The 22,632-nt window shown below is 61.5% G+C and carries 19 protein-coding genes and 1 pseudogene; 13 read left to right on the top strand and 7 right to left on the bottom strand.

Going from position 1 to position 22,632, the window contains the following annotated elements; translation table 11 throughout:
* Positions 1-452 (top strand): annotated as a pseudogene (locus tag GIW04_RS13345) (purine nucleoside transporter PunC); the annotation flags it as partial.
* A 127-nt stretch (positions 453-579) separates the two neighbouring features.
* On the opposite strand, the gene GIW04_RS13350 reads toward GIW04_RS13345, so the two are convergent.
* A complete protein-coding gene (locus GIW04_RS13350; RefSeq protein WP_120247683.1) occupies positions 580-1,413 on the bottom strand; it encodes a nucleoside-binding protein in 834 nt (277 codons plus the stop codon).
* A gap of 157 nt (positions 1,414-1,570) precedes the next feature.
* Here GIW04_RS13350 and GIW04_RS13355 point away from each other — a divergent pair, with 157 nt between their 5' ends.
* Complete coding sequence (locus GIW04_RS13355; RefSeq protein WP_003189745.1) at positions 1,571-3,073, top strand: nucleobase:cation symporter-2 family protein; 1,503 nt, start codon at positions 1,571-1,573, stop codon at positions 3,071-3,073.
* A gap of 114 nt (positions 3,074-3,187) precedes the next feature.
* On the opposite strand, the gene GIW04_RS13360 is transcribed toward GIW04_RS13355, so the two are convergent.
* Entirely contained in the window at positions 3,188-4,120 is a 933-nt protein-coding gene (locus GIW04_RS13360) for a proline iminopeptidase-family hydrolase (protein WP_120247684.1), read from the bottom strand.
* Between the two features lie 95 nt (positions 4,121-4,215).
* The gene (locus GIW04_RS13365; protein WP_003189749.1) at positions 4,216-4,980 is read right to left on the bottom strand and encodes a LuxR family transcriptional regulator; all 765 of its coding nucleotides are present in this window, start codon (positions 4,978-4,980) and stop codon (positions 4,216-4,218) included.
* A 183-nt stretch (positions 4,981-5,163) separates the two neighbouring features.
* Between GIW04_RS13365 and GIW04_RS13370 the strand changes: the two genes are divergently transcribed.
* From GIW04_RS13370 to GIW04_RS13395, 6 genes are read left to right on the top strand one after another with little or no spacing between them, the layout of a single operon-like run.
* On the top strand, positions 5,164-6,051 hold the full coding sequence (locus tag GIW04_RS13370; RefSeq protein ID WP_057710868.1) for a proline iminopeptidase-family hydrolase: 888 nt from the start codon (positions 5,164-5,166) through the stop codon (positions 6,049-6,051).
* A gap of 3 nt (positions 6,052-6,054) precedes the next feature.
* Complete coding sequence (locus GIW04_RS13375) at positions 6,055-7,002, top strand: ABC transporter permease (protein WP_057710869.1); 948 nt, start codon at positions 6,055-6,057, stop codon at positions 7,000-7,002.
* The gene (locus GIW04_RS13380; RefSeq protein WP_034135122.1) at positions 6,999-7,856 is read left to right on the top strand and encodes an ABC transporter permease; all 858 of its coding nucleotides are present in this window, start codon (positions 6,999-7,001) and stop codon (positions 7,854-7,856) included. The genes GIW04_RS13375 and GIW04_RS13380 overlap by 4 nt, the downstream gene beginning before the upstream one ends.
* The gene (locus tag GIW04_RS13385; protein ID WP_094774426.1) at positions 7,853-8,809 is read left to right on the top strand and encodes an ABC transporter ATP-binding protein; all 957 of its coding nucleotides are present in this window, start codon (positions 7,853-7,855) and stop codon (positions 8,807-8,809) included. Before GIW04_RS13380 ends, GIW04_RS13385 begins: the two co-directional genes overlap by 4 nt.
* Positions 8,806-9,777 (top strand): ABC transporter ATP-binding protein, encoded by a 972-nt coding sequence (locus tag GIW04_RS13390; protein ID WP_120247685.1) that lies wholly within the window; start codon positions 8,806-8,808, stop codon positions 9,775-9,777. Before GIW04_RS13385 ends, GIW04_RS13390 begins: the two co-directional genes overlap by 4 nt.
* Before the next feature lie 32 nt (positions 9,778-9,809).
* A complete protein-coding gene (locus GIW04_RS13395; protein ID WP_120247686.1) occupies positions 9,810-11,324 on the top strand; it encodes an ABC transporter substrate-binding protein in 1,515 nt (504 codons plus the stop codon).
* 119 nt (positions 11,325-11,443) lie between these two features.
* Here GIW04_RS13395 and GIW04_RS13400 read toward each other — a convergent pair whose 3' ends face one another.
* The 4 genes from GIW04_RS13400 to GIW04_RS13415 all read right to left on the bottom strand — a co-directional run bounded on the left by GIW04_RS13400 (position 11,444) and on the right by GIW04_RS13415 (position 15,132).
* On the bottom strand, positions 11,444-12,184 hold the full coding sequence (locus tag GIW04_RS13400) for a YciK family oxidoreductase (protein WP_014717613.1): 741 nt from the start codon (positions 12,182-12,184) through the stop codon (positions 11,444-11,446).
* Positions 12,185-12,361: 177 nt separating this feature from the next.
* Entirely contained in the window at positions 12,362-13,033 is a 672-nt protein-coding gene (gene mupP / locus GIW04_RS13405) for an N-acetylmuramic acid 6-phosphate phosphatase MupP (RefSeq protein ID WP_034135125.1), read from the bottom strand.
* A 4-nt stretch (positions 13,034-13,037) separates the two neighbouring features.
* Positions 13,038-13,736 carry a bifunctional 2-polyprenyl-6-hydroxyphenol methylase/3-demethylubiquinol 3-O-methyltransferase UbiG gene (ubiG, locus tag GIW04_RS13410; protein WP_003189760.1) on the bottom strand — a complete coding sequence of 233 codons (699 nt, stop codon included), beginning with the start codon at positions 13,734-13,736 and terminating at the stop codon, positions 13,038-13,040.
* Between the two features lie 64 nt (positions 13,737-13,800).
* Positions 13,801-15,132: a TRZ/ATZ family hydrolase gene (locus GIW04_RS13415; RefSeq protein ID WP_003189761.1), complete on the bottom strand. Its 1,332-nt coding sequence runs from the start codon at positions 15,130-15,132 to the stop codon at positions 13,801-13,803.
* Between the two features lie 109 nt (positions 15,133-15,241).
* Here GIW04_RS13415 and mtnA point away from each other — a divergent pair, with 109 nt between their 5' ends.
* From mtnA to GIW04_RS13440, 5 genes are all read left to right on the top strand, one after another.
* On the top strand, positions 15,242-16,312 hold the full coding sequence (gene mtnA / locus GIW04_RS13420; RefSeq protein WP_120247687.1) for an S-methyl-5-thioribose-1-phosphate isomerase: 1,071 nt from the start codon (positions 15,242-15,244) through the stop codon (positions 16,310-16,312).
* A 424-nt stretch (positions 16,313-16,736) separates the two neighbouring features.
* A complete protein-coding gene (gene gyrA, locus GIW04_RS13425) occupies positions 16,737-19,391 on the top strand; it encodes a DNA gyrase subunit A (protein WP_003189765.1) in 2,655 nt (884 codons plus the stop codon).
* A gap of 242 nt (positions 19,392-19,633) precedes the next feature.
* On the top strand, positions 19,634-20,719 hold the full coding sequence (gene serC, locus GIW04_RS13430) for a 3-phosphoserine/phosphohydroxythreonine transaminase (RefSeq protein WP_120247688.1): 1,086 nt from the start codon (positions 19,634-19,636) through the stop codon (positions 20,717-20,719).
* The gene (pheA, locus tag GIW04_RS13435; protein ID WP_003172650.1) at positions 20,719-21,813 is read left to right on the top strand and encodes a prephenate dehydratase; all 1,095 of its coding nucleotides are present in this window, start codon (positions 20,719-20,721) and stop codon (positions 21,811-21,813) included. Before serC ends, pheA begins: the two co-directional genes overlap by 1 nt.
* A gap of 9 nt (positions 21,814-21,822) precedes the next feature.
* On the top strand, positions 21,823-22,632 hold an 810-nt coding region (locus GIW04_RS13440; RefSeq protein ID WP_236479002.1), incomplete at its 3' end, for a pyridoxal phosphate-dependent aminotransferase.

The raw sequence follows: 22,632 nt of genomic DNA on the forward strand, positions 1-22,632 counted from the left end.
GCTATGTACTGCCGACCCTGGCGTTTCTCGTCGGCGGCTACAGTTGCCGCAGTGCCTTGCAGCGCCTGCCAGGTAAAACCCTGCTGCCGTGGTTGCTGGTCGCCTATTGCTTGAGCATGGTGGCGTTGTACCTGGTGGCCACCTTGAGTGTGCCGACCCTGACCACCTTGTTGATCCCGTTCTGCCTGATGGCGCTGTGCAACGGCGCCAGCTACCCGATTGTGGTGGCAAATGCGCTGATGCCCTTTGCGGAAAATTCCGGCAAGGCGGCGGCTCTGCAAAATACCCTGCAGTTGGGCCTGTGCTTCCTGGCCAGCCTGTTGGTGTCGTCGATGATCGAGCAACCGCTGTTGATTACGGTGATTGTGATGCTGGCGACGGCGCCGTTGGCGGTATTGGGGTATTGGCTGGCACGGCCGAAGGGCAACGCTTCCGAACTGGCCAACGCCTGAGCTGACGATACGATCAAACTGTGGGAGCTGGCTTGCCTGCGATAGCGGTGTATCAGTGCCAGATGGGCTAACTGACAGACCGCTATCGCAGGCAAGCCAGCTCCCACATTGTTTTGCGTTTCTTCAGTTAGAACGTCACTTCCATGTTCAGCGTCGGCGTTGAGGTGCGGCTGCCACGCCCACCGTCCACGCCGAATTTGTTATGCCAGTACTCATACCCCACCCCCAGGTACAAGTTCGGCTTGACGCTTTTACCCGGTCGCACCGCCACCATCAGCGCTGTACGCATCAGCGCTTCCGCTGCCGTATCGCGGCCATGGTAATCCTCGCCTTTCTCTCCGACGTAGTTAATGAACCCCTGAAATTTCGCCGCATGGTTGCCGACTTCGAACGGGCGCATCCACGTCAGGTTGAGCATGTAGGTCGCGTCGAAGGTGTGGTTCGACTCTTGCGCGCCGGGGATGCCGGTGTGGTTCTTTTCCTTGTAGTACATCAGGCTCAGGTCCAGCACGCCGGCAGTATTGAACTTCAACGTGGGGCCGATCACCAGCGCGCGCTTCTTGGCGGAAGCGAAGTTGTTGTTGCGGTTGGCATCGAAGCCCAGGGTCAGCGCGTAATCCTTGATCAGCCCCGTGCCCTGCGGCAGGTCGAACACACGTGAGGCATACAGTTGATGCCGGTACACGGCGTAAACCTCGCTGCCACCGTGGTCGGTGCCCTTGCGCGGGTCGCTGCTGTCGGACAGGAACACATCGAGGTTGAGGAAATTGCTGCCGTAACGGTAGCCGCTGGCGTGGGTAAAGCTGTAGATGCGCTTGCTGAAGTCGTCGGGGTTGTTGGGGTTGGTGAAGTGCTGCCCGTAGCGAAACCCGACGCTGTTGTTCATCCACTCCACCGCAACAGCCTCCCCGCCGCCGAGAAGGGTTAGTGCGACGGTGGCGCCCTGTAGTGCCTTTTTCATTCTTTTTGTCCTTTGGCGTTCTGGCTCGTGACGGCCGGATTGTTTTTGTAACGCCGTTGGAGGGTATCTTGTTCGATTGATTGTATACAACTCTATGGACATACAGTCTGAACATTGCATACAGTGAGCGCACAACAAAAACAGAGAACCCCTCACCATGACTATCCCGAAGGCGTCACCGCAGCGGCCCGAAGATGAAAATCTGGGCGTCGCTGCCAACATGGCTTACGGCCTGCAGCATGTGCTCACCATGTATGGCGGCATCGTCGCCGTGCCGTTGATCGTTGGCCAGGCCGCCGGGTTGTCGCCGGCGGATATCGGCCTGCTGATCGCGGCATCGCTGTTTGCCGGTGGCCTGGCCACGCTGCTGCAAACCCTGGGCCTGCCGTTCTTCGGCTGTCAGTTGCCGCTGGTGCAGGGCGTGTCGTTCGCGGGTGTGGCGACCATGGTGGCGATTGTCGGCAGCGACGGTGCCGGTGGTGTGCCAGCGATTCTCGGCGCGGTGATGGCCGCGTCCTTTATCGGTTTGTTGATCACCCCGGTGTTCTCACGGATCACCAAGTTTTTCCCGCCGCTGGTGACGGGCATTGTGATTACCACCATCGGCCTGACCCTGATGCCCGTGGCGGCGCGCTGGGCCATGGGCGGCAACAGCCGGGCGGCGGATTTTGGCAGCATGTCCAACATCGGCCTGGCCGCGCTGACCCTGGTGCTGGTGCTGCTGCTGAGCAAGATCGGCAGCGCAACCATCTCTCGCCTGTCGATCCTGCTAGCCATGGTGATCGGCACGGTGATTGCGGTGCTGCTCGGCATGGCGGACTTCTCCGGTGTGATGCAGGGGCCGATGTTCGGCTTCCCTGCGCCGTTCCACTTCGGCATGCCCACCTTCCATGTGGCGGCGATTATTTCCATGTGCATCGTGGTGATGGTGACGCTGGTGGAAACCTCGGCGGACATCCTGGCGGTGGGCGAGATCATCGATACCAAGGTCGACTCCAAGCGCCTGGGCAACGGCTTGCGTGCCGACATGCTGTCGAGCATGTTCGCGCCGATCTTCGGTTCGTTCACCCAGAGCGCATTCGCCCAGAACGTCGGCCTGGTGGCGGTGACTGGGGTCAAGAGCCGGTTCGTAGTGGCCACCGGCGGGGTGTTCCTGGTGGTGCTCGGCCTGTTGCCATTTATGGGGCGGGTGATCGCGGCCGTGCCCACCTCTGTGTTGGGTGGCGCCGGGATTGTGTTGTTCGGCACGGTGGCGGCCAGCGGGATTCGCACGCTGTCCAAGGTGGATTACCGCAACAACATGAACCTGATCATCGTTGCCACGTCCATCGGCTTCGGCATGATCCCTATCGCCGCGCCGAGCTTCTACGATCAGTTTCCAAGCTGGTTCGCGACCATCTTCCACTCGGGCATCAGTTCGTCGGCGATCATGGCGATTCTGCTGAACCTGGCGTTCAACCACTTCACCGCCGGCAACTCCGACCAGCAGTCAGTGTTCGTGGCGGGGACTGAGCGCAGCTTGTGCTTTCGCGACGTGGCTGCGTTGCGTGACGGTGATTACTACCGGGGTGGGAAGCTGTTTGATGCCGAGGGCAAGGAAATTCCCTTGGTAGCAGATACCTCAAAGAAAGCCGCAAAACCCGAAACCACTGAGGTTTAAACAGGTAGGAGCGAGCTTGCTCGCGAAAAACGTCAACGATGACGCGTGCTTCCTGAATAAACACGGCGTCGATGAGTTTTTCGCGAGCAAGCTCGCTCCTACAGAGGGCGGATTTCAGCCGGCCTTGAGGGCTTTGTGCGGCAACGAACACGCCTCATCCAGAAACTTCACCACTGTCCCCATGCACGCCTGGCGTTCTTCCACGTGGGGCATGTGGCTGGAGTCTTCAAACAGTGCCCAGCGCACGTTCTCTATCTCATCCAGGAACGGCTTGACCACCAACGGTGTGGCTTCGTCGTGCCGGCCGGAAATCACCAGGGTTGGCACCTTGATCGCTGACAGCCGACCGATCACGTTCCAGTCCTTCAAGCTGCCGATCACGTGGAATTCGGTCGGGCCGCTCATGGCGTGGTACACCGTCGGGTCGGCATCCACCTGGGCGAAGGTGCGTGCCACTTCTTCGGGCCATGGGTTGACCCGGCACACATGCTGGTCATAGAAAATCCGTGAGGCCGCCAGGTATTCCGGGTCTTGGTAGGTGCCGGCCTGCTCGTGCTTGAGCAGGGTTTCGTGCACGCCTTCAGGCAAAAGCTTGCGCAGGCGGTCGGCTTCGCTGACCCAGGTGCGCATGCAGGTGGGCGAGTTGGCAGGGATAAACGCACGCAGGCCCTTGGGTTGCAAGATCGCGTGTTCGCTGCCGAGCATGCCGCCCCAGGATTGCCCGAGGATCGCGTAGTTCTCGCTGATTTGCAGGTGGTCCAGCAGGTTGTTCAACTCGTCGAGGAACAGGCCGATGGTCCAGAACGACGCGTCTTTTTCCGGCAAGTGCGTGGAGCGGCCGTTGCCCAACTGGTCGTAGTGGATGACCGCATGGCCGCTGGCGGCGACGTCTTTGAAGGCGTCGACGTAATCGTGGGTGCAACCAGGGCCGCCATGGATGATCACCAAGGGCGTGCGGCCTGTGCTCAGGTCACCCGTGACGCGATACCAGGTCTGATAGGCGCCAAAGGGCGCGTAGCCTTCGCGAACTTTTTCGATGAATTCCATTTCGTACCCTGCTCTGAAAAAAAAGGATCAGGGTTACGATAGTCTGAACAAAAAGTTTAGGTAACTAGCAAAACAGATAGGTTTTTGCCCAAAGCTCAACCTTCCAGCAAGCGATAATGGGTGGCGCGAACCACCGCCTGAACACGGTTTTTGGCCCCCAGTTTGTGCATCGCCGAGGCCAGGTGCAGGGTCACCACCGCCAGGGAGCGGCTCAATTGCGTGGCGATTTCAGCGGCGGTCAGGCCTTCAGCCGCCCATTTCAGGCATTCGCGCTCGCGCTTGGTCAGGCGGATGTGCGGATAAGCCCGCATCTCCTTGCTGAACAGCGGGTACGCCGCTTCCTGGAGGGCATGGGTAATCAGGCTGAAATCGGCCAGCGTATGCTGGGCGTCCTTCAATACCGTGCGCGCCTTGCCGGTGCGTAAGCCGGTGAGCGAGGCAAAACCGCCCTTGGGCAGATGAATCGGCACACTGACGCCGCAGGTCAGCTGGCGTTCATGCAGGTAGGAGGAAACGGGGGCGTGGCAGGGGTCGATGATCTTTTGCAGGGCCGTCTCGGTCTTGGCCTCATAGGACCAGACAAACGGTGATACCGAACTCAGTGCCAGGTGTTGCACCGGGTCGATCTGGTAAAACCCTTCGCTGCACCATAAGGCGTGCCAGTCGGCCGGTGTGTTGCGCAGTTGCAACAGCGAGGGGGTGATCAGTGTGCCATTGAGGTCGATGGGCACCGGGCTGTAGTCATACACCAGGGCATCGAAGCCCAGTTGTTGGGCAAGGATAAACGTATTGTCCATCTGTTCATCCAGGCTCCTGCCCGGTATGAGGCGATTATTGAAGGCGGTCAGCTTGGCCAGCATCCGTTCTGCTCCCGAATTCATTTGAATCTCCACTTGCTGCAAGTAGAATGCCACGCCCCGGCGAAGGACTGCCAGGCCAAACCTATAAGAAATACTAGGTTATGGACGCACGGCATCCTCGGTAGTGTTGACCTGATAAACGGCCGCTACCCGCCAGGCCGATACAACACAAGGAATGTATGCATGTGGCGTGAAATTGCCCCCGACCAGCAGTACAACGTGCAAGTCGACGGCCATAACCTCGTGGTCTACAGCTTTGGCGAAGGCGATGAGGTGCTGCTGTGTCTCAACGGCGGGCCGGGCCTGCCGTGTGACTATCTGCGTGACGCCCATGGCTGGCTCAAAGCACATAACCTGCGAGTGGTTGCATTCGACCAGCTTGGCACAGGCGCATCAGCCAGACCGACCGATGCCGCACTGTGGGAAATCCGCCGTTATGTCGAAGAAGTCGAGACCGTGCGCCAGGCGCTGGGCCTGGGCCGCGTGCATTTGCTCGGGCATTCCTGGGGCGGTTGGCTGGGCATCGAATATGCCGTGCATTATCCCGGTGCGCTCAAAAGCCTGATCCTGGAAAACACCGTCGGCGACATTCCCCACCTGTCCCAGGAACTGGAGCGCCTGCGCGGCGCCCTGGGCAGCGAAACCGTGGCCATGATGCAACGCCACGAAGCCATGGGCACCCTCGACCACCCGCAGTACCAGGCCGCCATCACCTTGCTCAACTACCGCCACGTGTGCCGGCTCGACGAATGGCCGGAGCCGGTCAAGCGCTCCCTGGGCGACTGGAACATGGGGCCTTACGAAACCATGCAAGGCCCCAACGAGTTCCTCTATATCGGCAACCTCAAGGACTGGAACCGCCTCAAGGAAATGGCCGAGTTCACGATGCCGATCCTGATCACCACCGGCCAGCACGACGAACTCACCCCCGCCTGTGCGATGCGCATGAAACTTGCAGCACTCCATGCCGAGTTGCATGTGTTCCCCAACAGCAGCCATATGCCGTTTTACGAGGAGCCGCAGGCGTACTTCCCGGTGCTGCTGGACTTTCTCGCTCGCCACCGAGGCTGACGCATGAACCTGGCGCGCTACCGTTTTGTGTTGTCCCGGCCCCTGCAATTGCTGCCGGTGCTGCTGGGCATCAGCCTGATCACCTTCGTGTTGGTGCGCTCGATTCCTGGCGACCCGGCGCGCGCCTTGCTGGGTTCGCGCAGCACGCCGGATGCGCTGTTGAAGATCCGCGCCCAGTTCGGCCTCGACCAACCCTTGTGGCTGCAATACTTTTACTTCCTGAAAAACCTGCTCAAGGGCGACCTCGGCCAATCGCTGCTGTACAAGGTCGACGCCCTCAAACTGATCGTCACCCGCATCGAGCCGACCCTGGTGCTGGTGCTGGGCAGCGTGGTGCTGGCTTTGTTGATAGCGCTGCCACTGGCAACGATTGCGGCGCGCCAGCAAGGCTGTTGGGCGGACAAGCTGATCCGCGTGTTCACCACGGTCGGCCTGGGCATGCCGGCGTTCTGGCTGGGGTTGATGCTGATCCTGCTGCTCAGCGTGAAATGGGGCTTGTTCCCGGTGTCCGGTTACGGGCGCACCTGGCTGGACAAGGCGCACCATATGCTCTTGCCCTGCCTGACCATCGCCCTGGCGCTGTCGGCGGTGCTGGTGCGTAACCTGCGGGCAAGCATGTTGATGGAGTTGCAGGCAGACCATGTCACCGCCGCACGTGCGCGCGGGCTGCCTGAAGGCGCAGTGTTTCGCCGGCATGTGCTGCCCAACGCGCTAGTGCCGGCGGTCAACCTGCTGGCGGTCAACATCGGTTGGCTGATCAGCGGCACGGTGGTCATCGAAAGCCTGTTCGCGATTCCAGGCATCGGCCAGTTGCTGGTACGCGGCATTTTCACCCGTGACTACATGGTGGTGCAGGGCGTGGCGATGGTGCTGGCCTGTGCCACGGTGGTAGTCAACTTCCTGGCCGACCTGGTAACCGTGGCCCTCGACCCACGGGTGAAGATGCAATGAGCAGTCGCCCCCTGATCGCCCCGTGGCGCTTGCGCCTGCGCTTTGGTTTTCGCAATGGCCGGCTGACCGCCGCATGGGGTTTGTTGATCCTGTTCGCGTGGTTGGCCCTGGCGCTGTTTGCGCCGTGGGTCGCGCCCTACGACCCCATCGCGCAGGACACCAGCATCAGTTTGCTCGCCCCCAGCCTTGCCCATCCGTTGGGTACGGACAATTACGGCCGGGATATCCTCTCGAGGGTGATCTGGGGTGCGCGCATCGACCTGCAGTTGGCGATTATCGGGGTGATCTTTCCGTTCATCATCGGCACCTTTATCGGCGCGGTCTCGGGTTATATCGGCGGGCGTTTCGACAGTGTCTGCATGCGTGTGATCGATGTAGTGCTGGCGTTCCCGTTCCTGGTGTTGATGCTGGCGATCATGGCCATCCTCGGGCCGGGCTTGCAGAGTTTTTATATCGCCATGGCACTGGTGGGCTGGGTGTCGTACGCACGCCTGATTCGCTCGCAGATCCTGGTGCTCAAGGAAAGCGAGTTTGCCCTGGCCGCCAAAAGCCTGGGCTTTGGCCATGGGCGCATTCTGTTCCGGCATTTGCTGCCCAATGCGCTGTTTGGCTCCATTGTGTTTTCCATGTCTGACGCGGTGCTGGTGCTGCTCAACGGCGCCGCCGTCAGTTACCTGGGCCTGGGGGTGCAACCGCCAACCGCCGAATGGGGGACGATGGTGGCCGAGGGGCAAGCCTTTATCACCACCGCCTGGTGGATCTGCACCTTCCCGGGCCTGGCCATCGTGACCTTGGCCATGGGCTTCAGCCTGTTGGCCGATGGTGTTGCGCAGGTATTGGGGGAGCGCTCATGAGCCTGTTGCAGGTGCGCGACCTCAGTGTGATCGCCAACAATGCCGGGCGTGATATCACCTTGGTGGACAGGGTGTCGTTCGACCTGGCCGAAGGTGAAATCCTTGGCTTGGTGGGGGAGAGCGGTTCGGGCAAGACCATGGCTTGTCGTGGCCTGATGCGTCTGTTGCCGTCGCCCAATCTGCGCGTGCAGGGCGGCGCGGTGCGGTTGGCCGGCCAGGACCTGCTGGCGCTGGATGATGCCGGTATGCGCGCCGTGCGCGGCGGGCAGTTGGGCATGGTGTTCCAGAACCCCAGCAGCCACCTCGACCCGTTGATGCGCATCGGTGAGCAGATCGCCGAGGGCATCCGCCTGCATCAAGGCGCGTCGAAAAAAGACGCGCGCGTGCAGGCGATCGAGGTGTTGCGTCAGGTCGGGATTCCCGACCCGCAGGCGCGGGTCGACAACTACCCCCATGAGTTTTCCGGTGGCATGCGCCAGCGCGCCATGATCGCCGTAGCCCTGGGCTGCAACCCGAAGGTGCTGATCGCCGACGAGCCGACCACGGCCCTGGATGTGACGGTTCAGGCGCAAATCCTGCGGTTGTTGCTCGACCTGCGCGACCAGCGTGGCCTGTCGATCATCATGATCACCCATGACCTGGGCGTAGTGGCGCAAACCTGCGATGCCATCGCCGTGATGTACGCCGGGCGCCTGTGCGAGCACGGCAGCAAATACGAGTTGCTGGCCCAACCGCAACATCCGTACACCGCAGGCCTGATCGACTGCCAGCCGGCCCACAGCAGCGGGCATGCGTCGTTGCGCACCATTGCTGGCCAGCCGCCGTTGCTCGATGCATTGCCCGACGGCTGCCGCTTCCACCCGCGTTGCCCACAGGCCGGCGCCCTGTGTACCGAGTTGCTGCCACAAGGCGCACGCGTGGCCTGTCACTATCCGTTGGGAGGGCGTCCATGAGCCTATTGCAGATCAAGGATCTGGAGGTGCGCTTTGCCGCGTCCGGCAGCGGCCTGTTCGGCCTCAACCGCCAGTGGGTGAGGGCGGTGAACGGCGTGTCGCTGAACCTCGCCGCCGGTGAAACCCTGGGTTTGGTGGGCGAGTCCGGCAGTGGCAAGAGCACCCTGGGCCGGGCCATTCTGCACCTCAACCCGATCAGCGCCGGGCAGGTGTTGTTCGACGGTGTCGACATGGCCCATGGCAGTGCCATCGACATTGCCCGGCTGCGGCATGAAACCGCAATGATTTTCCAGGACCCCTACGCCGCGCTCAATCCACGGCACAGCATTGGCGAAACCATCGCCGAGGTACTGCGTGTGCAGCGTAAGGTGGCGGCGCAGCAGATTCCTGATCGTGTGAATGAATTGCTCGAACTGCTCGGCTTGCGTCCTGAGCTGGCTTCACGCAAGCCCGGCTCCCTCAGTGGCGGCCAGTGCCAGCGCGTGGGTATCGCCCGGGCGCTGGCGGTGGAGCCGCGCCTGATCATTGCCGATGAATGCGTGGCGGCGCTGGATGTGTCGATCCAGGGCCAGATCATCAACCTGCTGCTGGAACTGCAACAACGCATGAACCTGGCGATCCTGTTTATCGCCCATGACCTGGCCATCGTGCGACGCCTGTGCGACCGCGTGGCGGTGATGTACCTGGGCAAGATCGTCGAGGAAGGCCCGGTGGAGGCGGTGTTTACCACGCCCCGTCACCCGTATACGGCCGCGCTGATCCAGGCCATCCCGGAGATCGATCCGCATCGGCCATTGCCCGCGCAGCCATTGCCCGGCGAACCGCCGAGCCCGCTGAATCTGCCGACAGGCTGTGCCTTTCATCCGCGTTGCCGGTATGCGCAAGCCAAGTGTTCCTCGGTATTGCCCCCCACCCATTTCCTGCACGAGCATCGGTACAGTTGCGTGCGTGAAGACCCTTTGCTTTGACCCTCTGCCATTCATTAACAAGGAGTTGTGATATGCACTCGCGCCACTTGAAATTGCTCGCCGCCGCTACCCTCACGGCCTGGTCGCTGACCGCCGGCCTGGCCCAGGCCGCCGGTGTGCTCACCATCGGCTGCCGTGAAGACAGCACCACCTTCGACCCGATCAAAAGCGCGCAAAACCGCGACACCTGGGTATTTGCCAACGTCTACGACACCCTGGTGCGCGTGGATAACCTGGGCACCAAGATGGAACCGGGCCTGGCCGAAAGCTGGGACATTTCCAAGGATGGCCTGACCTACACCTTCAAGCTGCGCGAGGCGAAGTTCTCTGACGGCTCGCCGATCACCGCCGCCGACGCCGCGTTCAGCCTGCTGCGCATCCGCGACAACAAGGCCTCCTTGTGGAGCGACCCGTTCAGCCTGATCAACACCGCCACGGCCAGCGATGCCAAGACCCTGGTGGTCACCCTGAAAACCCCGGCGGTGGCCTTCCTTTCGCAACTGGCGTCGCCGACGGTGTCGATCCTGTCGGAAAAAGCCATGACCAAGATGGGCGAAGACGCCTACTCGGAAAACCCGGTGACTTCCGGCGCGTTTACCGTGGACGAGTGGCGCAAGGGCGACCGCGTGATCCTGAAGAAAAACCCGAATTTCTGGCAGGCCAGCAGCGTGAGCCTGGACGGCGTGGAATGGGTGTCGGTGACCGATGACAACACGCGCATGCGCATGGTGCAGAGCAACGAACTCGACACGGCGATTTTCGTGCCGTTCTCCCGCGTCGAAGAGCTGAAAAAAGACCAGAACGTGGTGATCCACGCCGACCCGTCTACCCGCGAAGATCACCTGTTGATCAACCACGAGCACGGCCTGTTGGCCAAGCCGCAAGTGCGCCAGGCTCTGGACATGGCGATCGACAAGCAATCGCTGGTCAAAGCCGTCACTTACGGTCAAGGCACCGTGGCTTATTCCTACATTCCAAAGGGCTCGCTGTACCACTACGCCAACAACCTGCAACGCCCGTACGACCCGGCCGAAGCCAAGAAGCTGCTGGCCGCTGCGGGTGCCCAGGACTTGAAGCTCAACTACGTGGTCAACGCTGGCAACGAGGCCGACGAGCAGATCGCGGTAATCATCAAGGACCAGCTAGCCAAGGTCGGCGTGACCGCCAACCTGCAAAAAGTCGACCCGACCCAAAGCTGGCAGATGCTGGTGGACGGTGAGTACGATATTTCGGTGATGTACTGGACCAACGACATCCTCGACCCCGACCAGAAAACCACCTTCGTGCTGGGCCACGACACCAACCAGAACTACATGACCCGCTACAAGAACGACCAGGTCAAGGCCTTGGTGGCGGCCGCGCGGATCGAGGCAGACCCGGCCAAGCGCGAGCAAATGTATGTGGAGTTGCAGAAGCTGGCCAAACAGGATGTGAACTGGATTGACCTGTACTACAGCCCGTACATCAACATCTCACGCAAGAACGTAAGCAACTTCCTGCAGAACCCGTTGGGGCGTTTCACCTTGGAGGAAGTGGTCAAAAACTGAGTATTTGAGTACACCACAAAGCAATGTGGGAGCTGGCTTGCCTGCGATGGCGATGGAACATTCACCACCGCTATCGCAGGCAAGCCAGCTCCCACCTTTGTTTTGCGGTGTGTCAGGGCTTACTGCGCATCGAAGGCCTGGCCATTGATGCCGGCACTGTCGGGCCCCATGAGGTACAGGTACACCGGCATGATCTCTTCCGGTGCTGGCCTTTCCATCGGGTTTTCCCCTGGGTACGCCTGGGCGCGCATGCTGGTGCGGGTGCCGCCCGGGTTGATGCTGTTGGCGCGCACTGCGGCCACGTCTTCCAGCTCATCGGCGAGGGTTTGCATCAGCCCCTCGGTGGCGAACTTGGACACGCCATAGGCACCCCAATAAGCACGGCCCTTACGCCCGACGCTGCTGGAGGTGAACACCACCGACGCATCCTGGGACAGCTTGAGCAACGGCAGCAACGTGCTGGTCAGCATAAACATCGCGTTGACGTTCACATGCATCACCCGCATGAAGTTCTCGCCGGACAACTGCTCGATGGGCGTGCGCGGGCCGATGATCGAGGCGTTGTGCAACAGGCCGTCGAGGTGGCCGAATGCCTTTTCGATCATCGCGGCCAGCTCATCGTATTGATGGGGCAGGGCGGTCTCCAGGTTGAACGGGATCACCACCGGCTGCGGGTGGCCGGCGGCTTCGATCTCGTCATACACCTGGGCCAGGTTGGCTTCGGTCTTGCCCAGCAACAGCACGGTAGCACCATGGGCGGCATAGGTCTTCGCCGCTGCCGCGCCAATCCCGCGACCGGCGCCGGTCACCAGGATGATCCGGCCTTTGAGCAGTTCTGGAGGGGCAGAATAATCAAACATAAATAGCCTCGACAAATTTCAAGGTGATACACCACTTGAAGTGGAATCCATTTCCTGTGGGAGCTGGCTTGCCTGCGATGGCGGACTACGTGCCGCCAAATGTGCAGGCTGGCAGACCGCTATCGCAGGCAAGCCAGCTCCCACATTGATCTCAGCGTTGTTGAGATATTCGAACAATCAGCAACTGCACAGCGCGTTATCCAGCACCTTGCGCAATTCCAATGGGTGATCCACCACCACATCCGCGCCCCAGTGGCGTGGGTTGTCATCCGGGTGGATATAGCCATAGGTGACCGCCGCGGTGCGCGTACCGGCGTCGCGGCCGGATTCGATGTCGCGCAGGTCATCGCCCACGAACAGCACGCTGGCCGGGTCCAGGTCGAGCATTTTGCACGCCAGGATCATCGGCTCCGGGTCCGGCTTGCTGTTTTTCACATGGTCCGGGCAAATCAGCACGGCCGAACGCTCGGCCAGGCCCAGACGCTGCATGATCGGTTCGGCAAAGCGCACCGGCTTGTTGGTGACCACGCCCCAGATCAGCTTGGCTTTCTCGATGTCTTCCAGCAGCTCGGCCATGCCGTCGAACAGTTTGCTGTGCACTGCGCAATCTTTGAGGTAACGCTCCAGGAATTCCTGGCGCAGTTCCTCAAAGCCCGGCGACTCGGGGTCCATCGAGAAGGTCACGGCAACCATCGCCCGGGCACCGCCGGAGATTTCATCGCGGATGTGCTGCGGGTTGATCGGTTCCAGGCCTCGGTCGGCGCGCATGGCCTGGCAGATGGCGATAAAGTCCGGCGCGGTATCCAGCAGGGTACCGTCCATGTCGAAGAGAACCGCTCGCAACTTCACAGGCTTACTCCTCGCGCAGGGTCTGGATCATGTAGTTGACGTCAACATCGTTGGCCAGCTTGTAGTGCTTGGTCAGCGGGTTGTAGGTCAGGCCGATGATGTCCTTGACGGTCAGCCCGGCCTGGCGGCTCCACGCACCCAGCTCGGAAGGGCGGATGAATTTCTTGAAATCATGGGTGCCGCGCGGCAGCAGCTTCATGATGTATTCGGCGCCGATGATCGCGAACAGGTAAGCCTTGGGGTTGCGGTTGATGGTGGAGAAGAACACCTGGCCGCCGGGCTTGACCATACGAAAGCACGCACGGATCACCGAGGACGGGTCTGGCACGTGTTCGAGCATTTCCAGGCAGGTGACCACGTCGAACTGCTCGGGCATTTCCTCGGCCAGGGCTTCGGCGGTGATCTGGCGGTACTCCACGCTCACGCCGGATTCAAGCTGGTGCAACTGGGCTACGGCCAGCGGCGCTTCGCCCATGTCGATGCCCATGACGGTGGCGCCGCGCTGGGCCATGGCTTCGCTGAGAATGCCGCCGCCGCAACCGACGTCCAGCACCTTCTTGCCGGCCAGGTTGACGCGCTCGTCAATCCAGTTGACCCGCAGTGGGTTGATGTCGTGCAGGGGTTTGAATTCGCTCTCACGGTCCCACCAGCGGTGGGCCAGGGCTTCAAACTTGGCGATTTCGGCGTGGTCGACGTTGCTCATGGTGAATCCTCTGAATCTGATAAGTCGGTGTGTCGCGGCTGAACCCAAGGCTTCAGCCGCGTCGTTATTCGCTGTGCCCGCTGATGCGTTGGCCCCAGGCAATGGCCGTGGCGGTCAACTGTTGTTCATCCATGCGGGTCAATTGCCGGTCGTCGAGCAATGGCTTGCCGGCAACCCAAAGGTGTTTCACGCAATCGCGCCCGGTGGCATATATAAGCTGTGAGACCGGATCGTAGATCGGTTGTTGCGCCAGCCCGGAAAGATCAAAAGCGACGATGTCTGCCGCCTTGCCGACTTCCAGGGAGCCAATCTGGCTGTCCAGGCCCATCGCCCTGGCGCCGTTGAGTGTGGCCATGCGCAAGGCGCGGTGGGCATCCAGCGCAGTGGCCGAACCGGCCACGGCCTTGGCCAGCATCGCCGCCGTGCGGGTTTCGCCAAGCAGATCCAGGTCATTGTTGCTGGCGGCGCCGTCGGTGCCGATGGCCACGTTGACGCCAGCCTGCCACAAGCGCTCTACCGGGCAAAAGCCGCTGGCCAGTTTCAGGTTCGATTCCGGGCAATGGATTACGCTGGTGTTGCTTTCTACCAGTAAAGCCAAGTCGTCTTCGCTGATTTGGGTCATGTGCACGGCCTGAAAACGCGGGCCCAGCAGGCCAAGGCGAGCCAGGCGCGCCAATGGCCGCTCGCCGGTCTGCTCGACGGCTTGCTGCACTTCGAAGGCGGTTTCGTGAACGTGCATATGGATCACGGCGTCCAGCTCTTCGGCGATTACCCGGATCTTTTCCAGGTTGGCATCGCACACGGTGTAGGGCGCGTGAGGGCCGAAGGTGATCTTGATGCGCGGGTGGTGCTTGAGGTCGCCGAACAGCTCGATACCCTGGCGAATCGCCTCGTCGGCACTGCTGGCGCCGGGGATCGGGAAGTCGAGGATCGGCAACGCGATCTGCGCACGCATACCGCTGTTGTGCACGCAGTCACTGGCGACCTTGGGGTAGAAATACATGTCCGAGAAGCAGGTGATGCCGCCCTTGATCTGCTCGGCAATGGCCAGGTTGGTGCCGTCGCGCACAAACGCTTCATCGACCCACTTGGCTTCAGCCGGCCAGATATGTTTTTCCAGCCAGGTCATCAGCGGCAAATCGTCGGCCAGGCCGCGGAACAGAGTCATGGCGGCATGGCCGTGGGCATTGACCAGGCCAGGGCTGAGCAGCATACCGGGCAGTTCGCGCACCTCGCGCGCCGCCAGCTTCAACGCCGCGTCCCGTGGCCCGATAAAGGCAATGCAGCCATCGCGAATGCCCAGGCCATGCTCCTTGAGCACCACGCCAGCGGGCTCGACGGGTACCAGCCAGGTCGGCAGCAGCAACAAGTCGAGCGGGGCGGCAGTGGAGGTCATCGCAGGCTTCTTCCCAGGCAGCTATAAAAGAAGGGCGAAGTATACCCGAGCGCCCTGGCTGGCGGATCGCTATAATCGGCGGCTTTTGTTCATGAGTGCGGGGTAAGGGATGCGCGACCGACTGTTGGCTGCAGAGAAAGTGAAGGCCATCCAATGGCGTGATGGCGCGCTGCACCTGCTCGATCAGCGTGTTTTGCCGTCCCATGAGAGCTGGGTAGCCTGCGTTACCGTTGAAGCAGTGGCCGACGCCATTCGCACCATGGTGGTGCGGGGTGCACCGGCCATCGGCATCTGCGCCGCCTATGGCTTGGTGCTGGCCGCCCGTGAGCGCATCGCCGAGGGCGGTGACTGGCAGGCCGCATGGGAAGAAGACTACGCCTTGCTGGCTCATACCCGACCGACCGCATCGAATTTGTTCTGGGCCTTGCAGCGCATGCGCGACCGCCTGGACCGCCTCAAACAGCACGCCGACCCGCTGGTGGTGCTGGAAGCCGAAGCCGTGGCGATCCATGAAAGCGACCGGGAGGCCAATGTGGTCATGGCCCAGTTGGGCATGGAGCGGATTCGCAAGCACCAGGGCAATGCCCAGGCGATCCTCACCCATGGCAACGCCGGGGCGTTGGCCTCCGGCGGCGTTGGCACAGCCCTCGGGGTGATTCATGCCGCGTATCTGGAGGGGCTGGTCGAGCAGGTCTATGTCAATGAAACCCGCCCCTGGCTGCAAGGCTCCCGTCTTACAGCGTGGGAGTTGGCGGGCCAGGGCATCCCGGTGGCGGTGAATGCCGACTCCGCCGGGGCGCATATCCTCAAGACCAAAGGCGTGACCTGGGTGGTGGTGGGGGCTGACTGTATTGCGGCCAATGGCGATGTGATCAGTAAGATCGGCACTTATCAGTTGGCCGTGTGTGCCATGCACCATGGCGTGCGCTTTATGGTGGTGGCGTCGAGTTCGACCCTGGATTTGATGATGGCTACGGGGGAGGATGTTGCGCTGGAGCAGCGCGATATGGGTGAGTTGCTTGAGGTGGATGGGCAGCGGTTGGATGTCGCGGCGTTTAACCCTGTGTTTGATGTGACGCCTGCCGATCTGATTGATGTGATCGTGACTGAAAAGGGCGTGGTGGAGCGGCCGGATGTGGCCAAGTTGGCCAAGTTGATGTGCCGCAAGCGCCTGCATTGAGTGTGTGGGCGCTTGTGGGGGCGCTATCGCAGGCAAGCCAGCTCCCACATTTAACGGTGTTCACAAATCAAAGGTGGGAGCGGGCTTGCTCGCGAATGGAGCTTGATGTCAACAAAACGTCTGCATTCCACCCTCAAAAAAAAGCACCACCGCGCCTCTGAGCCCCTCTCGTCCCCTTCAAGCCTGTCATCCGTCAAATTACTAGCCTCCATGCGCATCAGGGGGATAGGTGCGTGGCGGCGATTGTGATAACATCCGGCGGTTTCCAGGGCTGCCCCGAGGGGTGGCCTATAACGTGCAGATCCGTGTCATAACTCGTTGATTTGTCGTAAGTCGTTGTCAGGCACCGTGCCGGCAGCGGCGAGCTTCGTTCGTCCCGAATGGATGTGACGAGGTTTCACCCGAAAAAGGAATCAGGCTTCTCATGGGCGAACTGGCCAAAGAAATCCTCCCGGTCAATATCGAAGACGAGCTGAAACAGTCCTACCTCGACTACGCGATGAGCGTAATTGTCGGTCGGGCACTGCCTGATGCGCGCGATGGCTTGAAGCCCGTGCACCGGCGTGTGCTGTTCGCGATGAGCGAGCTGGGTAACGACTGGAACAAGCCGTACAAGAAATCTGCCCGTGTTGTCGGTGACGTGATCGGTAAGTATCACCCTCACGGCGACACTGCGGTGTACGACACCATCGTTCGGATGGCACAGCCGTTTTCCCTGCGCTACCTGCTGGTAGACGGCCAGGGTAACTTCGGTTCGGTGGACGGCGACAACGCCGCGGCCATGCGATACACCGAAGTGCGCATGACCAAGCTGGCGCACGAGCTGCTGGCCGACCTGCACAAAGAAACCGTGGACTGGGTGCCGAACTACGACGGCACCGAAATGATCCCGGCGGTCATGCCAACCCGTATTCCCAACCTGCTGGTCAACGGTTCCAGCGGTATCGCCGTGGGCATGGCCACTAACATCCCGCCGCACAACCTCGGTGAAGTCATCGACGGTTGCCTGGCCCTTATCGACAACCCTGAGCTGACCGTCGATGAGCTGATGCAGTACATCCCCGGCCCGGACTTCCCGACCGCGGCGATCATCAACGGTCGCGCCGGCATCATCGAAGCCTACCGCACCGGTCGCGGGCGCATTTACATGCGTGCCCGCTCGATGATCGAAGACATCGACAAGGTCGGTGGCCGCCAGCAGATCGTCATCACCGAACTCCCGTACCAGCTGAACAAGGCGCGCCTGATCGAGAAGATCGCCGAGCTGGTTAAAGAGAAGAAGCTGGAAGGCATCACCGAGCTGCGCGACGAGTCCGACAAAGACGGTATGCGCGTGGTAATCGAGCTGCGCCGTGGCGAAGTGCCTGAGGTGATCCTCAACAACCTCTACGCCCAGACCCAGCTGCAAAGCGTGTTTGGTATCAACGTGGTTGCCCTGATCGATGGCCGCCCGCGCATCCTGAACCTCAAGGACCTGCTGGAAGCCTTCGTGCGTCACCGTCGCGAAGTGGTTACCCGCCGTACCGTGTTCGAACTGCGCAAGGCCCGCGAGCGCGGCCATATCCTGGAAGGCCAGGCGGTTGCGCTGTCGAACATCGACCCGGTGATCGCCCTGATCAAGGCCTCGCCAACCCCGTCGGAAGCCAAGGAAGCGCTGATCAGCACGCCTTGGGAATCCAGCGCCGTGGTCGCGATGGTTGAGCGCGCTGGCGCCGATTCGTGCCGCCCGGAGACCCTGGACCCGCAATACGGTCTGCGTGAAGGCAAGTACTTCCTGTCGCCAGAACAGGCCCAGGCCATCCTGGAGCTGCGTCTGCACCGCCTCACCGGCCTTGAGCACGAGAAGCTGCTGGCCGAGTACCAGGAGATCCTCAACCAGATCGGCGAGTTGATCCGCATCCTCAGCAGCGCCGTGCGCCTGATGGAAGTGATCCGCGAAGAACTGGAAGTGATCCGCGCCGAATACGGCGACGTGCGCCGCACCGAAATCCTCGATGCGCGCCTGGACCTGACCCTGGGTGACATGATCCCGGAAGAAGAGCGCGTGGTGACCATCTCCCACGGCGGCTATGCCAAGACCCAGCCATTGGCTGCGTACCAGGCCCAGCGTCGTGGCGGTAAAGGTAAATCGGCTACCGGCGTGAAGGATGAGGACTACATCGCTCACCTGCTGGTCGCCAACAGCCACACCACGCTGCTGCTGTTCTCCAGCAAAGGCAAGGTGTACTGGCTCAAGACCTACGAAATCCCGGAGGCCTCCCGCGCTGCCCGTGGTCGTCCGTTGGTCAACCTGCTGCCGCTGGACAGTGATGAGTACATCACCACCATGCTGCCGGTCGAGGAATACACCGAAGGTCACTTCATCTTCATGGCCACCGCCAAAGGCACCGTGAAGAAGACCCCGCTGGAATCCTTCAGTCGTCAACGCAGCGTGGGCTTGATCGCCCTGGAGCTGGATGAGGGCGACGTACTGATTTCTGCCGCCATTACCGATGGCGAACGTGAAGTCATGCTGTTCTCCGATGGCGGCAAGGTCACCCGCTTCAAGGAATCCGACGTGCGTGCCATGGGCCGTACCGCCCGCGGTGTACGCGGCATGCGCCTGCCAGAGGGGCAGAAGCTGATTTCGATGCTGATCCCGGAAGAAGGCAGCCAGATCCTCACCGCTTCCGAGCGTGGTTATGGCAAGCGCACCGCCATCAGTGAGTTCCCGGAGTACAAGCGTGGCGGCCAGGGCGTGATCGCCATGGTCAGCAACGACCGCAACGGCCGTCTGGTCGGCGCGGTGCAGGTGCTCGACGGCGAGGAGATCATGCTGATTTCCGACCAGGGCACCCTGGTGCGTACCCGTGTGGCGGAAGTGTCGAGCCTGGGCCGTAACACCCAGGGCGTGACCCTGATCAAGCTGGCCAAGGACGAAAAACTGGTCGGCCTGGAGCGTGTGCAGGAGCCTTCGGAAGTCGAAGGTGAAGAGCTCGAAGGTGAGGAATTTGAAGGCGAGGTGATCGCAGCCGGCGATGACAACGTTGACGAGCCAACCCTCGACGCTGCCGCAGACGAAGAAGAACCGCAGGAATAAGCGGACACACAGGGGGCGGATGAAGATTCGCCCCCTTGTTGTTTGTCCCGTATGAAATACAGCGCCCTTTGCCTGGACGCGGTCCATGTGGGAGCTGGCTTGCCTGCGATACAGGCGCCTCGGTCATTCAGTGATACCGCGGCGCTGCTATCGCAGGCAAGCCAGCTCCCACAGATGTCCGCTCCGGAACGAGGGCGTTGCTGACATGATTGCAGCCCCACCAGATCAGAGTGAGATTGGATGTGAGCAAGAGAGCCTATAACTTCTGTGCCGGTCCCGCGGCGCTTCCTGAAGCAGTCCTGCAGCGTGCGCAGGGTGAACTCCTCGACTGGCATGGAAAAGGCCTCTCCGTGATGGAAATGAGCCATCGCAGCGATGAGTTCGTGTCCATCGCCAACAAGGCCGAGCAGGACCTGCGCGACTTGCTGGGCATCCCATCCAATTACAAAGTGCTGTTCCTGCAAGGTGGTGCGAGCCAGCAGTTCGCCCAGTTGCCGCTGAACCTGCTCCCCGAAGGCGGCACTGCCGACTATATCGACACCGGTATCTGGGGGCAGAAGGCCATTGAAGAAGCCTCGCGCTACGGCCATGTCAACGTGGCAGGCACCGCCAAACCCTACGATTACTTCGCCATTCCCGGTCAGAACGAGTGGAAGCTGTCCAAGGATGCGGCCTACGTGCACTACGTCGCGAACGAAACCATCGGCGGCCTGGAATTTGACTGGGTACCTGAAGTCGGTGACGTGCCACTGGTGTGCGACATGTCCTCGGACATCCTCTCGCGCCCGATCGACGTGTCCAAATACGGCATGATCTACGCCGGCGCGCAGAAGAACATCGGCCCGAGCGGCATCCTGGTCAATATCATCCGCGAAGACCTGCTGGGCCGTGCCCGTTCGCTGTGCCCGACGATGCTCAACTACAAGGTCGCGGCCGATAACGGCTCGATGTACAACACCCCGCCGGCGTTTGCCTGGTACCTGTCGGGCCTGGTGTTCGAATGGCTCAAGGAGCAGGGCGGTGTCGCGGCCATGGGCAAGCTCAACGAAGAGAAGAAGCGCGTCCTGTACGACTTCATCGACGCCAGCGGCCTGTACAGCAACCCGATCAACCTCACCGACCGCTCGTGGATGAACGTGCCGTTCCGCCTGGCTGACGACCGTCTGGACAAGCCGTTCCTGGCCGGCGCCGACGCGCGCGGCCTGCTGAACCTCAAGGGCCACCGCTCGGTGGGCGGCATGCGCGCCTCCATTTATAACGCCGTCGACATCCACGCCATCAATGCGCTGGTTGCCTACATGGCAGAGTTCGAGAAGGAACACGGCTAATGTCTGAGCAAGAACTCAAGGCCCTGCGCGTACGCATTGACAGCCTGGACGAGAAAGTCCTGGAGCTGATCAGTGAGCGTGCGCGCTGCGCCCAGGAAGTGGCCCGGGTAAAGATGGCATCCCTCGCCGAAGGCGAAGTGCCGGTGTTCTACCGCCCCGAGCGTGAAGCCCAGGTGCTCAAGCGTGTGATGGAGCGCAACAAGGGGCCGCTGGGCAACGAAGAGATGGCGCGGTTGTTCCGTGAAATCATGTCGTCGTGCCTGGCGCTGGAGCAGCCGCTGAAAGTGGCTTACCTCGGCCCTGAAGGCACCTTCACCCAGGCAGCGGCGATGAAGCACTTCGGCCATGCGGTGATCAGCAAGCCGATGGCGGCTATCGATGAAGTCTTCCGTGAAGTCGCGGCCGGTGCGGTGAATTTTGGCGTGGTGCCGGTGGAAAACTCCACCGAAGGCGCGGTCAACCACACGCTGGACAGCTTCCTCGAACACGACATGGTGATCTGCGGTGAGGTGGAGTTGCGTATCCACCACCACCTGCTGGTGGGTGAAAACACCAAGACCGACAGCATCAGCCGTATCTATTCCCACGCCCAGTCCCTGGCCCAGTGCCGCAAGTGGCTGGACGCCCATTACCCGAATGTCGAGCGCGTGGCGGTGTCCAGCAATGCTGAGGCGGCCAAGCGGGTCAAGGGGGAGTGGAATTCGGCGGCGATTGCCGGCGATATGGCCGCGGGCCTGTACGGCCTGACGCGCCTGGCCGAGAAAATCGAAGACCGCCCGGACAACTCCACGCGCTTTTTGATGATCGGCAGCCAGGAAGTGCCGCCCACTGGCGACGACAAGACCTCGATCATCGTCTCCATGAGCAACAAGCCCGGCGCGCTGCATGAGCTGCTGGTGCCGTTCCACGATAACGGGATTGACCTGACGCGCATCGAGACTCGCCCTTCGCGCAGCGGTAAGTGGACCTACGTGTTCTTTATCGACTTCATCGGCCATCACCGCGACCCGCTGGTCAAGGGCGTGCTGGAGAAGATCAGTCAGGAAGCCGTGGCACTCAAGGTGCTGGGCTCTTACCCGAAAGCGGTTTTGTGAGGCTTTGACATGAGTGGCAACTTCCTCGCCCTGGCGCAGCCGGGCGTGCAACAACTCTCGCCTTACGTTCCAGGCAAGCCTGTGGACGAGTTGGCCCGTGAGTTGAATCTGGACCCGTCCAAGATCGTCAAGCTGGCGAGTAACGAAAACCCGCTGGGGCCGAGCCCTAAAGTGTTGGCAGCGATTCGTGAAGAGCTGGCCGAGCTGACCCGCTATCCCGATGGCAACGGCTTTGCGCTCAAGTCTTTGCTGGCGGACAAGTGCCGGGTCGAGCTGAATCAAGTGACCTTGGGTAACGGCTCCAACGACATCCTTGAACTGGTTGGCCGTGCCTACCTGGCGCCAGGTTTGAACGCGGTGTTCAGCGAACACGCGTTTGCGGTCTACCCGATCGTAACCCAGGCGGTGGGGGCGGATGCACGCGTGATTCCTGCCAAGGATTGGGGGCACGACCTGCCGGCGATGCTGGCGGCCATCGATGCCCAGACTCGCGTGGTGTTTATCGCCAACCCGAACAACCCGACCGGCACCTGGTTTGACGAGCAGGCACTGAACGAATTCCTGCAGGATGTGCCGGAGCACGTGCTGGTCGTGCTGGACGAAGCCTACATCGAGTACGCCGAAGGCAGCGACCTGCCCGACGGCCTGGATTTCCTCGCGGCCTACCCGAACCTGCTGGTGTCGCGTACGTTCTCCAAGGCTTACGGCCTGGCGTCGCTGCGGGTCGGTTATGGCTTGTCCACGCCCCCTGTCTCCGCTGTGTTTGACCCGGGTCTGCCTCGCTCTCCCCCGCCCTGCCCTGCGCCGTGGGCGCCCCGG

Source organism: Pseudomonas sp. PA-4-8C (genome assembly GCF_021606625.1).
In the GTDB taxonomy this organism is placed as follows: Bacteria; Pseudomonadota; Gammaproteobacteria; order Pseudomonadales; family Pseudomonadaceae; genus Aquipseudomonas; species Aquipseudomonas lactis.